Source organism: Longimicrobium sp. (genome assembly GCA_036377595.1).
In the GTDB taxonomy this organism is placed as follows: Bacteria; Gemmatimonadota; Gemmatimonadetes; order Longimicrobiales; family Longimicrobiaceae; genus Longimicrobium.
Genome location: DASUYB010000090.1, coordinates 23,639 through 38,261, shown reverse-complemented (window position 1 = coordinate 38,261; position 14,623 = coordinate 23,639). Strand labels below are relative to the sequence as shown.

At 71.5% G+C, this 14,623-nt stretch carries 11 protein-coding genes; 5 read left to right on the top strand and 6 right to left on the bottom strand.

The features are described 5' to 3' along the window. Nucleotides 1-66: 66 nt before the first annotated feature. The 3 genes from VF092_14150 to VF092_14140 form a co-directional block, all read right to left on the bottom strand. Nucleotides 67-3,273: an efflux RND transporter permease subunit gene (locus tag VF092_14150; GenBank protein ID HEX6748435.1), complete on the bottom strand. Its 3,207-nt coding sequence runs from the start codon at nucleotides 3,271-3,273 to the stop codon at nucleotides 67-69. Nucleotides 3,274-3,453: 180 nt separating this feature from the next. After that, nucleotides 3,454-4,620 (bottom strand): efflux RND transporter periplasmic adaptor subunit, encoded by a 1,167-nt coding sequence (locus VF092_14145; GenBank protein HEX6748434.1) that lies wholly within the window; start codon nucleotides 4,618-4,620, stop codon nucleotides 3,454-3,456. 29 nt (nucleotides 4,621-4,649) lie between these two features. Further along, complete coding sequence (locus VF092_14140) at nucleotides 4,650-6,113, bottom strand: TolC family protein (GenBank protein HEX6748433.1); 1,464 nt, start codon at nucleotides 6,111-6,113, stop codon at nucleotides 4,650-4,652. A 233-nt stretch (nucleotides 6,114-6,346) separates the two neighbouring features. On the opposite strand from VF092_14140, the gene VF092_14135 reads away from it, so the two are divergent. From VF092_14135 to VF092_14120, 4 genes are all read left to right on the top strand, one after another. Beyond that, nucleotides 6,347-6,973 (top strand): TetR/AcrR family transcriptional regulator, encoded by a 627-nt coding sequence (locus VF092_14135; GenBank protein ID HEX6748432.1) that lies wholly within the window; start codon nucleotides 6,347-6,349, stop codon nucleotides 6,971-6,973. Next, nucleotides 6,970-8,544 carry a DHA2 family efflux MFS transporter permease subunit gene (locus tag VF092_14130; GenBank protein ID HEX6748431.1) on the top strand — a complete coding sequence of 525 codons (1,575 nt, stop codon included), beginning with the start codon at nucleotides 6,970-6,972 and terminating at the stop codon, nucleotides 8,542-8,544. Before VF092_14135 ends, VF092_14130 begins: the two co-directional genes overlap by 4 nt. Nucleotides 8,545-8,785: 241 nt before the next feature. Next, entirely contained in the window at nucleotides 8,786-9,286 is a 501-nt protein-coding gene (locus tag VF092_14125; GenBank protein HEX6748430.1) for a MarR family transcriptional regulator, read from the top strand. A 195-nt stretch (nucleotides 9,287-9,481) separates the two neighbouring features. Beyond that, nucleotides 9,482-10,552 carry a VOC family protein gene (locus VF092_14120; GenBank protein HEX6748429.1) on the top strand — a complete coding sequence of 357 codons (1,071 nt, stop codon included), beginning with the start codon at nucleotides 9,482-9,484 and terminating at the stop codon, nucleotides 10,550-10,552. Nucleotides 10,553-10,681: 129 nt separating this feature from the next. Here the strand turns inward: VF092_14120 and VF092_14115 are convergent, their stop codons facing one another. The 3 genes from VF092_14115 to VF092_14105 are packed head-to-tail and all read right to left on the bottom strand — an operon-like array spanning nucleotide 10,682 to nucleotide 13,212. Next, the gene (locus VF092_14115; protein HEX6748428.1) at nucleotides 10,682-11,506 is read right to left on the bottom strand and encodes a carboxypeptidase-like regulatory domain-containing protein; all 825 of its coding nucleotides are present in this window, start codon (nucleotides 11,504-11,506) and stop codon (nucleotides 10,682-10,684) included. Between the two features lie 10 nt (nucleotides 11,507-11,516). Beyond that, the gene (locus VF092_14110; protein HEX6748427.1) at nucleotides 11,517-12,359 is read right to left on the bottom strand and encodes a carboxypeptidase-like regulatory domain-containing protein; all 843 of its coding nucleotides are present in this window, start codon (nucleotides 12,357-12,359) and stop codon (nucleotides 11,517-11,519) included. Between the two features lie 10 nt (nucleotides 12,360-12,369). Continuing rightward, on the bottom strand, nucleotides 12,370-13,212 hold the full coding sequence (locus tag VF092_14105; GenBank protein ID HEX6748426.1) for a carboxypeptidase-like regulatory domain-containing protein: 843 nt from the start codon (nucleotides 13,210-13,212) through the stop codon (nucleotides 12,370-12,372). Between the two features lie 411 nt (nucleotides 13,213-13,623). Between VF092_14105 and VF092_14100 the strand changes: the two genes are divergently transcribed. After that, a complete protein-coding gene (locus tag VF092_14100; protein ID HEX6748425.1) occupies nucleotides 13,624-14,520 on the top strand; it encodes a c-type cytochrome in 897 nt (298 codons plus the stop codon). The last annotated feature ends 103 nt before the right edge of the window (nucleotides 14,521-14,623 follow it).

Below are 14,623 nucleotides of genomic sequence, written 5' to 3'. Positions count from 1 at the left end.
TGCAAGGGAGCCGCGGAAGGACGTTTGTCCCTCCGCGGCTCCGCGTCTCCGCGTGAGAAATCCGGATCAGTCCGCCGCGACGGGGGAGAGGTCGCGCTCCTCGATCTCCACCGTCCGGTCCTCGTCGGCCAGCGCGGGGACGGACACGCGCGGGCGGCGGCGCAGGCGCGCCACGAAGTCGTCGAACAGCGTGTAGACGACGGGGACCACGAACAGCGTCAGCGCCGTCGACGTCACCAGGCCGCCGATCACCGCGTGCGCCATGGGCGCGCGCTGCTCGGCGCCCTCGCCCAGGGCCAGCGCCAGCGGGATCATCCCGAAGATCATGGCCATGGTGGTCATGATGATCGGACGGATGCGGGTCCGCGCGGCGGCCAGGATCGCCTGCTCGCGCGGGATCCCCCGCTCGCGGTCCTGGTTGATGAAGTCCACCAGCAGGATGCCGTTCTTCACCACCAGCCCCATCAGCATGATGATGCCGATCATCGACATCACGTTCAGGTTCCCCCTCGTCGCCCACAGGCCGAGACCGACGCCGATGAAGGAGAGCGGGAGCGCCAGCATGATGGCCAGCGGCTGCAGGAACGACCCGAAGAGCGACGCCAGGATCAGGTAGATGAAGACGATGGCGAGGAGCAGCGCCTCGCCCACGTAGCCCTTGGTCTCGTTCAGGTTCTGCACGTCGCCGGTGAAGACCGCGTGGTAGCCGGGGGGAAGGCCGAGCGACTCGATCTTCGCCTTCACCGCGGCGGCCACGTCGCCCAGCGAGTAGCCGGGGAGCACGCCGGCGGATACGGAGACCATCCGCTCCAGCGAGCGCCGCTCGATCTGCTGCGGCCCCACGCCGCTGGTGACCTCGGCGATCTGCGAGAGCGGCACCAGCGCCGCCTGCCCCGTCGCCGGGTTCACCGCGCCGGGGATGGCCAGGTCGCGCACGTTGGCCGCGGAGGTGCGCATCGAGTCGGGGTAGACCACCACCACGTCGTGCGCGTAGCCCTGCGGGTCTTCCCACGTCCCCGCGCGCTGCCCGCTGAACAGCGGCTGGACGACGGACGACACGGACTCGATCCCCAGCCCCGCCGCGGCCGCCTGCTCGCGGTTGACGGTGACGTTCAGCTGCGGCAGGTCGCCCTCGTCGCTGCTCTGCGGCTCGGCGGCGCCGGGGACGGAGCGGATGGCCTCGAGCACCTGGTTGGCCGCGAGCTTCAGCTGCCGCTCCTCGGGACCCTGCACGTTCACGATGATCGGCTGCCGCGAGCCCTGCTGGAAGATGCTGGGCGACCCGCTGACCGACGCGCGCACGCCGGGAAGCTGCCGCAGCTTGCCGCGCAGCTCGGTCTGGATGTCCTGCTGGCTGCGCGCGCGCTCCTCGCGGGGCTTCAGGCGGACGTAGATCTGCCCGTTGTTCGGCGTCCCCCGGAACCCCCCGCCGACGGAGAGGTAGGTGAACTCCACCTCCGGCAGGCGGCGGAGGAACTGCGCCACGTCCTGCCCCTTGCCCACGGTATACTCCAGCGACGAGCCGGGCGGGGTGCGGAAGCCCACGTTGAACTCGCCGCCGTCGAAGTCCGGCATCCAGGTGAAGCCCAGCCGCCCCAGGATCAGCCAGGCGAGGACGATCGACGCCCCCGCGCCGCCCATCACCTTCCAGCGGTGGTGCAGGCCCCACTTCAGCCAGTGCGGATAGCGGTCCGCCAGCGCCTCGAAGCGGTCGTTGAACCAGAAGGCGAAGCGCCGGATCGGCCCCACCTTCCGCCGTCCCCCGGCGCCCTTGCCGTGCGCCGCGCCGTGCTCCACCTCGGGGTCCGGCCACACGCTGGAGAGCATCGGGTCCAGCGTGAAGGAGACGAAGAGGGACACCAGCACGGCGAAGGCGACGGTCACGCCGAACTGCATGAAGATCTTCCCGATCATCCCCCCCATGAACGCCACGGGGATGAACACCGCGATCACCGCCAGCGAGGTCGAGGTCACCGCCAGGCCGATCTCGCTCGTGCCCTCGCGCGCGGCGCGGTGGTGGTCCTTCCCCATCTCGATGTGGCGCACGATGTTCTCGCGCACCACGATGGCGTCGTCGATCAGCAGCCCGATGGCCAGCGACAGCGCCAGCAGCGTCATCGTGTTCATGGAGAAGTCGAACATCCACATCACGAAGAACGCCGAGATGATCGACACCGGCAGCGTGAGGCCGGTGATCACCGTGGAGCGCCAGCTGTTCAGGAACAGGTAGATGATGGCGATGGTGAGGACGGCGCCCAGCAGGATGGTGAGCTGCACGTCCGACAGCGACTCGCGGATGCGCTTCGAATCGTCGCGGATGATGGTCAGCTGCACGTCGGCCGGGAGCTGGCGGCGCAGGTCGTCCACCGCCGCGCGCACGCCGTCGGCCACCTCCACCGTGTTCGACCCGCTCACCTTGAGGATGTCGAGCGAGACGGCGCGCGTGTCGTTCATCAGCGCCGCGCTGCGCACGTCCGCCGTGGCGTCGCGCACGTCGGCCACCTCGCCCAGGAGGACGGGAACGCCGTCGCGCACCACCACGGGGATGGAGGCGAACTGGCGCGGATCCTCGATGCGCCCCATCACCCGCACCAGCCGCTCGTCGGCCGCGCGGGTGACGCGGCCGGCGGGCACCTCCTGGTTCTCGCGCTGCAGCGCCGCCGCCACCTGCGCGGGCGAGATGCCGTAGGCGCGCATGGCGTCGGGCTTCAGCTCCACGCGGATCTGGCGCGACGCGCCGCCGACGACGTTCACGCCACCGACGCCGGCCACGGCTTCGATGCGGGTGGAGATGGTCTGGTCGGCCAGGTCGGTCAGGTCGCGGATCGGCCGGTCGGGGCTCTGGATGGCCACCGACATGATGGGCCGGTCGTTGGGGTCGAAGTGCCGGATGACCGGCTCCTCGATGTCGCGCGGGAGCTGGCGGCGGATGCCGGCCACCTTGGCCTGCACGTCCTGCTGCGCGTCGGCCACGTCGACGCCGAGCTTCAGGCGCAGGCGGACGATGGAGATCCCCTCCAGGTTGGTGGAGGTCAGCTCGTCGATCCCCTGCACGGTGTTCAGCGCCTCCTCGATGGGGCGGCTGACGTCGCGCTCCATGCTCTCGGCGCTGGCGCCGGGCCACGAGGTCTGCGCGATCACCACCGGGTAGGTGACGTCGGGGTACTCGTCGATGGCCAGCCGCTGGTAGCTGACCACGCCGAGCACCACCAGCGCCACCATCATCATGGTGGCGAACACGGGGCGCCGGATGGATACGTCGGACAGGAACATCGCCGTCTACCTGAAGAAGTCTTTCAGCTTCGATCCCAAGGGTCCTGAGTCCTGAGTCCTGAGTCCTAAGTCCTAAGTCCTAAGTGCTGAGTCCTGAGTGCTGAGTGGCGGGATGACAGCCGGGTGCGCACCGAACCCACTCAGGACTTAGGACTTGGGACTTAGGACTTTCCATCTCTCCTACCGCCCGCCGCGGGCGCCACCTTGTGCGCCGCCTTCCGCGCCGCCCCGCCGGCCACCGGGGCCGGCCATCCGCACCTGCATCCCCTTCCCCAGCATCCCCACGTTGCCGACGACGATGCGGTCGCCGGGCGCCAGGCCGTCCACCTGCACCACGCCCTGCACGTCGTCGGTCAGGCCGGGCGTCACCTCCACCACGTCGATCTTCTCGTCCTTCACGCGGTAGACAAAGGGCTTCGCGCCCTCCTTCCCCTCGTGCAGCGCCACGGCGGGCACCACCAGCGCGTGGTCGACCACGCGCGAGACGATCCGCCCCGTGGCGAAGGTCCCCGCGCGGAGCGTGCCGCCCGGGTTGGGCACCTGCACGTACACCGTCACCGAGCGCGAGGCGGGATCGACGGAAGGAGCGACGCGGGCGACGCGCCCCTCGATCCGCCGGCCGCCCGCGGTGAAGTGCACCATCTGCCCGGGCTGCACGCCGGCCGCCGCGCGCTCGGGGACGGCGGCCGCCAGCTCCAGCACGTCGCCGCGCACCACGGTGAAGAGCGAGGCGCCGCGGGCCACGTGCTCGCCCGGCGCCACGGTGCGCTTTTCCACCACGCCGTTCACGGGGGAGACGACGCGCGTGTCCTCCACGCCCCGCGCCGTGGTGCGGAGCCTCGCCTGGGCCGCGGCCACGCGGGCGCGCGCGGACGCCACCTCCTGCTCGCCCACGCGCACGTCGCGCTCGGGGACGGCGCCCTGGCGGTAGAGGTCGCGCGTCTGGTCCAGGTTCCACTGCGCGGTGGAGAGCGCGGTGCGCGCCGAGGCCAGGTCGGCCTGCGCGCTGGCGTTCTCGCCCGTCTGCTCGCTGCTGCGGAAGCGCGCCAGCACCTGCCCCGCGGACACGGGCTGCCCCTCGCGCACGTACACGCCATCGATGTCGCCCTCCAGCCCGGCGCGCACCTCCGCGCGCTCCAGCGGGTCCAGCGTTCCCGTCACCGGCACGGCGTCCTCGAGGGAGACGAGCCGGGGCGTGGAGACGTCCGCCGGCGCCAGGGTCACGCTCGGGCCGCCGCCGCCGGGGCCGCCCGGTCCGCCGGCGGCGGGCGCGTCCGCGCCGGTGTTGCGCGAGCAGGCCGCCAGCACCGCGGCGGTCAGGACGGCGGAAAAGAGATATCGAGTCACGGTCGGTCCGGATCCGGAAATCATCGGGGTCAGCGAAGGGTCGTGCCGGTGGGAAGGGGAACGGGGCGCCCCAGCGCCCGCGCCAGCCCCGCCGTGGCCAGGTACAGCTCGTAGGTGGCGCGCGCCTCGTTCGTCCTGGCCGTGGCCAGCGCCAGCTGCGCGTCGGAGACGTCGATCTGCGTCGACAGCCCGCGCTGGAAGCGCAGCGTGGCCAGCCGGAACGCCTCCTCGGCCTCGGTGGCGTTCTGCCGCGTGGCGTCGAACTGCGCGCGGGCGCGGGCCAGCTCGGTGCGCGCCTCGGCCAGCTCCACCGTGGCCGCCTCGCGCGCCTGCGCGGCCTGCGCGCGGGCGACGTCGGCGTTCGCGCGGGCCAGCGCCACGTTGGAGCGCGCGCGCAGCCCGTCGAACACAGGGAAGGAGAGCTGCAGCCCCATCGACCGGTCGGTGAACCAGCCGCCGTTCTGCCGCGTGCACACGCGCCCCACCTCGGACCCCGCCGGGCAGTCGATGGTGTCCAGCCCGCCGCCGCGCGTGGGGATGCTCCAGCTGGTGGGGAACGCCTGCCAGCCGCTCTGCACGAAGAACGACAGCGTCGGCAGATAGTCCGCCCGCGCGATGGTGACGCCCGCGCGCGAGGCCTGCGCCCGCATCTCCGCCGCGCGCACGGAGGGGATCGACGCGATGGAGGCCGAGTCGTTCACCGTCTCCGCCGCGGCCTGCTGCGCCAGCGCGGACACCGCCTCCGCCTCCACGGGGGAGACGAGCTTGAGCGGCTGCCCGGCGGGGATGTTGGCCAGGCGCTTGAGCTCCAGCAGCGCCAGCTCGCGGTCGCCGGCGGCCTGGATGGCGGCCGGCTCCAGGTTCGAGCGCTCCACCCGGGCGCGGAGCACGTCGTAGCGGCTGGAGCGGCCGGCGCGCTCCATCTGCTCCACCTGCCGCAGCCGCTCCCCGGCCAGGCGCACGTTGGTCTGCTGGATCTCCACCAGCCGGTCGGCCAGCAGCGCGTCGAGGTAGGCGCGCAGCACCTGCAGCGTCACGTCCTGCCGGGCCTGCTCCACGTCCGCCGTGGCCGCGCCGCGCAGCCGGCTGGCGCTGCGCAGGCCGGCCGAGACGCGGCCGCCCTGGAAGAGCGGGACGCCCAGGTTCAGGTTGAGGTTGTAGGTGTTGGGCTGGTTGAAGATCTGCCCCACCGCCTGCGCGCGCGCGTTCTCGTACACGTGCGTGAACGCGCCGTTCAGGCGCAGCGTGGGCAGCCCCGTGGCGCGCGCCTGCCCCACCTGCGCGGCCGCGGCGTCGCGCCGGGCCTCGCTCACGCGCACCTCGTCGCCCTGCTGCAGCGCGCGGCCCAGCGCGTCCTCGATCGACACCGCCAGCGTGTCGCCCCGCGCGGGCGGTGCGGCGGGCTGCTGCGCCGTCGACGGTGAGGCCAGCAGCGCGAGCGCCAGCAGGGGGAGGGTGGATCGGACCGCGGAAGAGACTGCGAAGGCTTGCATGCCCTTAGGATAGCGCTGGGGATGGACCGTGATGGTGGAGAACGTCTGACCCGCTTCCCCCGGCGACGGGTTGCACCTTCGGGGGAAACGGGTGTATTCTACCCGCCGGTCGAATACGCAAGGACGCTTCGACGGACTGTATACAGACGACAAACAAGAAAGTTTGCACGTTAAGCCGGGTGCGTCAAGTAATTGACTCACCAGTCGATAAATCGGTTGAAGAGGGTCGGGAAATGACGATGATGCAGGCGGAGCCGCGCTGGCGCCGCAGGCCCGAGGACCGGCCGCGCGAGATCCTGCAGGCCGCGCTGGAGGTGTTCGCCGAGCAGGGACTGGCCGGCGCGCGCATCGACGAGATCGCGGCGCGCGCGGGCGTGGGGAAGGGCACGCTTTACCACTACTTCTCCGGCAAGGACGAGCTCTTCCGCGAGCTGGTGCGCCACCGCGTGCGCGAGGCCACGGTCGGCATCCTCCCGCCCGACCGCGAGGGGACGGCCACCGAGCTGCTGCGCGAGTTCATGCGCGGCTACTGGGCGCGCCTGCGCGGCCCCGGATTCCACGCGCTCTACCGGCTGATCATGGGCGAGCTGCACCAGTTCCCCGAGCTCACCCGCTTCTACGCCGACGAGATCGCGGGGACCACGGTGGAGTTCGTGGCCCGCATCGTGGAGCGCGGGATCGCGTCCGGCGAGCTGCGCGCCGTCGACCCGCGCGCGGCGGGGCGGATGCTGGTGGCCCTTTTCACCCAGAACGCGCTCTGGTCGGGCCGGCCGGAGCTCTTCCCGCACGCCGCGTCGCGCAGCGACAGCGCGGTGCTGGCGGAGATCGAGGAGATGTTCTTCGCGGCGGTGCGGCCGTGAGTGCACGCCAGGCACAGACGGAGCACGATCCCTACGCGCACCGCTACCTGATCGCCGCGGCGGTGTCGGTGGCGTCGATGCTCCAGGTGATCGACACGTCGATCGTCAACGTGGCCATCCCCAACATGATGGGCTCGCTGGGGGCCACGATCGACGAGATCTCGCTCGTCTCCACCGGCTACATCGTCGCCTCGGTGATCGTCATCCCCCTCACCGGGTGGCTGGCGGACTTCTTCGGGCGGCGGCGCTACTTCGCGGGCTCCATCCTGCTCTTCACCGCGGCGTCGTTGTTCTGCGGCACCGCGCGCTCGCTCGACGCGCTGATCTTCTGGCGCATCGTGCAGGGGATCGGCGGCGGCGCGCTCCTTTCGACGTCGCAGGCGATCCTCTACGAGGCGTTCCCCAAGGAGGAGGTGGGGAAGGGACTGGCGCTGTGGGGATTGGGGGTGATGGTCGGCCCAACCCTCGGCCCGACGCTGGGGGGATGGCTCACGGACAACTACTCGTGGCCGTGGATCTTCTTCATCAACGTCCCGCTCGGTATCGTCGCGGCGTTGATGGTGATGGCCTACGTGCGCGACACCTCGGGGGCCACGGCGCGCGGGCGGGCCATCGACCTTCCCGGGATCGCGCTGCTGACGGTGAGCGTGGGCGCGCTGCAGTGGATGCTGGAGCGCGGCGAGCGCTACGACTGGTTCGACTCGCGGCTGGTGGTGATGCTGGCGGCCGTCGCCCTGGTCGGCGGCGTGCTGCTGGTCTGGCGCGAGCTGACCACGGACCATCCGGTGATCGACTTCCGGCTGCTGAAGCAGGGGCAGTTCACGGTGGGCACGCTGATGGGGATCATTCTGGGCGCGGGGCTGATGGGCTCCGTCTTCGTCCTCCCCATCTTCCTGCAGAGCAACCTGCGGATGACCGCGTGGCAGACCGGCGTGGTGCTCCTCCCCGGCGCGCTGGCCACGGCGGTGGCGATGACCCTGGTGGGGCGGCTGTCGTCGCAGATGGACAACCGGATCCTGGTCGTCTTCGGCACCGCGCTGTTCGGCTGGGCGATGTGGGACCTGTCGCATCTCACCACGCAGAGCGGGCCGCACGACTTCTTCTGGCCGCTGATCCTGCGCGGCTTCGGGCTGGGGATGATGTTCATCCCGCTGACCAACCTGACCATGGCGGAGGTCGGCCAGGACGACATGGCGCAGGCCAGCGGGCTGTACAACTTCTTCCGCCAGCTGGGCGGCTCGTTCAGCATCGCGGTGATGGCGTCGGCGCTGACGCGCTTCACGCAGGAGAAGTACGCCATGCTGGTGCCGCACGTATCGATGTACGACGCCACCACGCGCCAGCGGCTGTCCGGCATGGCCAGCGCGATGGTAGCGCGCGGGATGGACGCGATGACCGCCCAGAAGCAGGCCATCGCCATCCTGATGCGCACGGTGCAGGCACAGGCCAGCGTCCTCGCCTTCGAGAAGATCTACCTGCTGAGCGGGGCCATCCTCGTCGGCGCGCTGCCGCTGCTCCTGCTGTTCAGGACGGGACGGCCGGGGCACAAGGTGGAGATCGCGGGGGAGTAGTCGTCGCTGGACCCTCACCCGAAAATCCGGAAGGGCCGACACATAACCCCCGTGTCGGCCCTTCCAGATTTTCGACCTCTCCCGACAGCAGGAGAGGTGAACTGCAACTCAGCGCGGGCGTTGGTTCTCCCCTCCCCTGCGCAGCGGGGGGAGGGGCTGGGGGGAGGGGGCCGCCTGCGGCTGCGCGAGCCTCGTCCATTCGAGATGGCCCCCTTGACGACCCTGTTATCTTAGCACTGAGATGAATACGCGAGACGACGCGGCCGCCGCGGGCGGCGAGGTGCGGGACGAGGAGACGGCGCTGGCGCTGCGGCTGTGGATCGCGCTGGCGCGGGCGCACAACGCGGTCGCCAGCCAGGCGGCGGCCGACGTCGCCCGGCACGGGCTGACCACCGCCGAGTTCGGCGTGCTGGAGGCGCTGTATCACAAGGGACCCATGCTGCTGAACGAGGTGCAGCGCCGCATCCTCGTCTCCAGCGGCGGCATCACCTATCTCGTCGACCGGCTGGAGAAGCGCGGCCTGGTCGAGCGCCGCGACTGCCCCGGCGACCGCCGCGCGCGCCTGGCCGCGCTCACCCCCGAGGGCGAGGCGCTGCTGGCCGGCATCTTCCCGCACCACGCCGAGACGATCCGCGACGCGCTCCGCGGCCTGGGCGCGGACGAGAAGCGCGACGCCATCCGCCTGCTCCGAGCGGTCCTCGACGGCGCCGCGGCGCCCGAGGCACCCACGGGAGAGCCGTAGCCGCCGAGTCGCGAGCGAAGCGAGCCCAGGTCCCTCCCCCGCGCTGTTCGGGGGAGGGACAGGCGCGAAGCGCCAGGGAGAGGGCCGCGGGCGCGGCGCAGATGGAGTAACCGTCTCGCATCGAACCCGATGGCGATGCGGACGAGCCACGAAGTTGTATCTCAGCACTGAGGATTTCAGGAGGAGGAGGGGACGATGGAACCGCTGACCACGAACGGGCTGCACCACGTGACCATGGTGTCGGCCAACGCGCAGCGCACGCTGGACTTCTATCGCAACGTGCTGGGGCTGGGGCTGGTGAAGCGCACGGTCAACTTCGACGATCCCGGCTCGTACCACCTGTACTTCGGCGACCCCGTCGGCAGCCCGGGGACGCTGCTGACCTTCTTCGAGTGGCCGCACGCGCCGCGCGGCCGCTGGGGGATCGGCGGGGTGCACCACGTGGCGATGGGCGTGGCAACGGAGGACGGGCTGCTGAAGTGGAAGCGGCGGCTGACCGACGCCGGCGTGCCGGTGAGCGGGCCGTACGACCGGCGCTGGTTCCACAGCATCTACTTCAGCGATCCCGACGGGCAGATCCTGGAGATCGCGACGAAGGGGCCCGGCTACACGCTCGACGAGCCGGCGGACGCGCTGGGGCAGACGGTGATCATCCCCGGCGAGGGCAACCTGCGCGGGCACCGCGACGAGGCGGCCATCCAGGCGCGCACCTGGCCCGAGCCGGTGGCGGAGATCACGCCCGACATGGCGCTGGACGGGATGCACCACATCAGCGCCATCACCCGCGGCGTGGAGGAGGCCGACGACTTCCTGCAGTCCGCGCTGGGCCTGCGGCTGGTGAAGAAGACGGTGAACCAGGACGCGCCCGGCATTCCGCACTGGTTCTGGGCCAGCTACGACGGGCAGACGGTGGCGCCGCACAGCGCGTTCACGCTCTTCGGCTTCCCCGAGAACGGGAAGTGGGCGCGCGGCGGGGTGGGCCAGACGCACCACGTGGCCTTCCGCGCGAAGAGCGACGAGCAGCACGCGGAGTGGCGCGACCACCTGCTGAGCCTGGGAGTGATGGTGTCGCCGGTGATGGACCGCGACTACTTCCGCAGCATCTACTTCCGGATGCCGGACGGGCTGCTGCTGGAGATCGCCACTGACGGTCCCGGCTTCATGGTCGACGAGCCGCGCGAGACGCTGGGCACGGAGCTGCGCGTCCCCGCCTGGCTGGCGGGGCAGCGGGAGGAGATCGAGGCGGGGCTGGTGAGGTTGAAGTAAAGGAAGAAGTCCTGGGTCCTAAGTCCTAAGTCCTGAGTGAACTGAAATGGCTCACGCAGAGTTAGCAGGGTCAGCAGTGAAACTGCAGTTCAACTGCTGACCCTGCTAACCCTGCGTGAGCCATTCTTTTCAGGGATTCGGCGACGGCGGTGGAGGCGGGGGATTCGGCGCGGCGGGGACGGTGCCGCGGGCGTCCTCGCGCAGCCAGATCAGGATCACCCCGCATCCCGCGCCCAGGCCGGCGTACTGGATCGGCGGGAGCTGGGGATACACCTCCACCCCCTCGATCTCGTCGACGTGCACCCACAGGTCCGGCGACGGATCCCCGGGTGACACCGTCTCGACCTCGAACGGTACGCCGTTGATGTAATACCTGGGCGGGCAGTCGCGCGTACCGCCGCCCGACACCGCGGTGCGGAAGCGGAGCCTGCGGTGGCCGCCGCGCGTGTACTGCCAGCGCATCCCCGTGCGGTCCAGCAGCAGGTCGCTGAACTGCTGCGGGTTGCGCCGCGCGATGTACTCGCGCGTGAAGAACTTACCGCTGCTGTGGCTCCGCACGCGGTCGTAGAACGCCTGCAGCATGGGCGAGCGCGCGGGCGTCGCCTCCGCGGTCGCCGTCACCGGGTCCAGCCGCACCGCCTCGGGCGCGAGCGCCACGTCGACGGCGCGCGTCTCCCCCGCGGCGACCTCGACGCGGTCGGAGAAGCCGCGCCGGCCGATCGCCGTCACCTCCACGCGGTGGGTGCCGGCGCGCACCGCGATCCGCGCGGCGCCCTGCGCGTCGGTGACCGCGGCGTTGCGGCCGTCGATCTTCACCCGCGCGCCCTGCAGCGGCGCCCTCGTCTCCGCCGCCGTCACCTTCACCGCCAGCGCCGTCTCCTGCGCCGCCGCGCGCGGGCCGATCGCCATCAGTGCGGCCGCGAGCAGGGGGATGGAAGCGCGCGTGATCGTCATCTCCCGCTCCTCAAGGCTGCGGCGATGGCGGGGCGGGACTGGCCGGGCCGGCGTCCTCGCGCAGCCAGATCAGGATCACCCCGCACGAGGCACCCAGCCCGCCGTACTGGATGGGCGGGTTGCCGGAATACACCTCCACCCCCTCCACCTCGTCGATGTGGACGAACAGGTCCGGCGACGGGTCGTTCTCCGACGCGTGGTCCACGTCGAGCGGGGTGCCGTTCAGGTAGTACTTGGGCGGGCAGTCGCGCGGCGTGAAGCCCGCGGTCGTTACCGGCGAGTTGGTCGTCAGGCGGTCGCCGCTGCCGGAGAAGCCGCGGCGGAAGCGGAGCCGGCGGTGAGCGCCGCGGGTCTGGTTCCACTTCAGCCCCGTGCCGTCCATGATCAGGTCGGTCACGCGCTGCGGCTTGCGCCGCTCGATGTACGCGCGGGTGTAGAGGCGCCCGTTGGTGTGGTTGGCCACGCGGTCGTAGAACGCCTGCAGCATCGGCGAGCGCGCGGTCGCGGTCGCCGTCACCGGATCGAGCGGCACCGCCTCGGGCGCGAGTGCGACATCGATCGCACGCGTCTCTCCCGCCGCGAGCTCCACGCGGTCGGAGAAGCCGCGCCGTCCGATCGCCGTCACCTCGACGCGGTGGCTGCCGACGCGCACCGCCACGTGCGCGGCGCCCTGCGCGTCGGTGACCGCGGCGTTGCGGCCGTCGACCTTCACCTGCACGCCCTGCAGCGGCGCCCGCGTCTCCGCCATCGTCACCCTCACCGCCAGCGCCGTCTCCTGCGCCGCCGCGCGCGTGGCCGCGAGGGCGGTCAGCGAGACCGCGAGCAGGGGGATGGAAAGCCGGGTGATCGTCATCTTCCGCTCCTCATGGCTGAGGCGATGGGGCGGGCGGCGGCGTCCGGGCGTCGCCGCGCAGCCAGATCAGGATGACGCCGCACGACGCGCCCAGGCCGCCGTACTGGATGGGCGGGAGATCGGGGTAGACTTCCACGCCCTCCACCTCGTCCATGTGCACCCACAGGTCCGGCGAGGGGTCGCGCGGCGCCACCTGCTCCATCTCGAACGGGAAGCCGTTCACGTACCACTTGGGCGGGCAGTCGTTGGGCACCTGGCCGGACTCGGTGCGCGCGCCGCCGATGCGGCTGGCGGTGTTCGCGCGGCGGAAGCGGAGCCGGCGATGGCCGCCGGTGCTGTACTCCCACTTCAGCCCGGTGCCGTCCAGCAGCAGGTCCGTCAGCTGCTGCGGCCTGCGCTGCTCGATGTACTCGCGGGTGTAGAAGCGGCCGTTGCTGTGGTTGGCCGCGCGGTCGTAGAACGCCTGCACCGCCGCCGAGCGCGCCGGCGTGGGCGTGGTGGTGGCCGTCACCGGCGCCAGGGGCACGGCGGAGGGAACGAGCTGCACCTCCACGTCCTGGCTCTCCCCCGCGGCCAGGCTGGCGGTGAAGGTCTGGGGATGCCGGCCGATCGCCGTCACCTCCACCTGGTGCGACACGGGCGAGATCGCCACCCGCGCCTGCCCCTGCGCGTCGGTGGCGGCAACGGCGCGGCCGTCCACCCTCACCTGCGCGCCCTGCAGCGGCGCCTCCGATTCCGACGCGGTTACCCGCAGCACCAGCACCGCCTCCTGCGCCGACGCGCGCGAGGCGGCGGCGAGCAGCAGCGCGGCGGCCATCCCGGCAACGTGCATCCGGCGGAGCGCGGGTCTCATGGCGGCGTCGGGAGGGCTGGGGGAAGGGAGACGGGAAGAGAGGAGATGATCCCGATGATAACGTGGAGAACGCCGCCCGACGAGGGTTTCTGACGGCTGCGGGCCGCACGTCGCCACGGGGATGCTGCGGCGGTGCCGCGGCGGCGCCAAACGCGCGCAACTGGTGGCGGCGCTTGGGGATCGGCCGCCGATCTCCTTGACGCGGCGCCGCAGTCCGTTTACGCTGGTACCCGCCGCGCCGGCTCCCCGCCGCGGGAGCGATTCCGGCGCGGCGCATCCGCCGCCGTCCGGCGCGCGGCAATCCCGGTCCATCCCCATCCATCCCGCCCCGGCGCACCCCCCGGACCGCGCCGGCCGTGATGTTCCCCATCTCCCCCACATCTCCCGGAGATTCCCTTCATGCGCAAGTGGATGAAACGTACGGGCATCGGCATCGGCTCGCTGGCCCTGGTGATCGTGCTGGCCGTGCTGGTGGTGTTCGCCGCCAGCGAGGTGCGCTTCCGCAAGGCGTACAACGAGATCGCGGTCTCGCCCCTCCGCGCGGACGCCTCGCCGGCGGCGCTGGAACGCGGGCGCCACCTGGTGGAGGCCATCTCCAAGTGCGCGGAATGCCACGGCCAGGGGCTGGGCGGCCAGCTGATGTTCGACGCGGGGCCGCTGGGGCAGGTGTACGCCAGCAACCTCACGCGCGGGCGCGGCGGGGTGATGAACCGCTATAGCGACGGCCAGCTCGAGCGCGCCATCCGCCACGGCGTGGACGATCGCGGCCGCGCGCTGGCCGTCATGCCCAGCAGCGACTTCTGGCTGATGAGCGACGCGGACGTGCAGGCGGTGATCGCCTACATGCGCACGCTGCCGCCGGTGGACCGCGAGGTGCCGCAGACCAACATCCGCGCGCTGGGGCGGGCGCTGTACCTGGCCGGGCAGCTTCCGCTCTTCCCGGCCGAGCTGATGAGCCACACCGCCGCGCGTCCGGCCCCCGTCGCACCGGGCGTGACCTTGGAGTACGGCAAGTACCTGGCGACCATCGGCGGGTGCACGGGGTGCCACGGCGCCGACCTGGCCGGCGCCGCGCAAGGCCACGGCCCCGACGAGCCGCCGCCGGCGAACCTGACGCCCGCGGGCGAGCTGCGCACCTGGACGGAGCAGGACTTCTTCAACGCGCTGCGCACCGGCAAGCGCCCCAACGGCAGCGCCATCCGCGCGCCGATGCCCTGGGCCTCGTCGGGCCGCATGACCGACGACGAGATCCGCGCCGTGTGGATGTTCATCAAGTCCATGCCCGCCAAGGCGACTCCGACGGAGTGATCCAGAAACAGAAAAATCTCACGCAGAGGAGCAGAGGCAGCAGAGAACTCATCGCGGTTCTCTGCTGCCTCTGCTTCTCTGCGTGAGAATCCAGCGGTCTCCG

Coding starts and splice junctions, on each gene's coding strand:
- VF092_14150 (HEX6748435.1), bottom strand. CDS start 3,273: ATGTTCCTGTCCGACGTATCCATCCGGCGCCCCGTGTTCGCCACCATG.
- VF092_14140 (HEX6748433.1), bottom strand. CDS start 6,113: ATGCAAGCCTTCGCAGTCTCTTCCGCGGTCCGATCCACCCTCCCCCTG.
- VF092_14135 (HEX6748432.1), top strand. CDS start 6,347: ATGACGATGATGCAGGCGGAGCCGCGCTGGCGCCGCAGGCCCGAGGAC.
- VF092_14125 (HEX6748430.1), top strand. CDS start 8,786: ATGAATACGCGAGACGACGCGGCCGCCGCGGGCGGCGAGGTGCGGGAC.
- VF092_14120 (HEX6748429.1), top strand. CDS start 9,482: ATGGAACCGCTGACCACGAACGGGCTGCACCACGTGACCATGGTGTCG.
- VF092_14115 (HEX6748428.1), bottom strand. CDS start 11,506: ATGACGATCACGCGCGCTTCCATCCCCCTGCTCGCGGCCGCACTGATG.
- VF092_14110 (HEX6748427.1), bottom strand. CDS start 12,359: ATGACGATCACCCGGCTTTCCATCCCCCTGCTCGCGGTCTCGCTGACC.
- VF092_14105 (HEX6748426.1), bottom strand. CDS start 13,212: ATGAGACCCGCGCTCCGCCGGATGCACGTTGCCGGGATGGCCGCCGCG.
- VF092_14100 (HEX6748425.1), top strand. CDS start 13,624: ATGAAACGTACGGGCATCGGCATCGGCTCGCTGGCCCTGGTGATCGTG.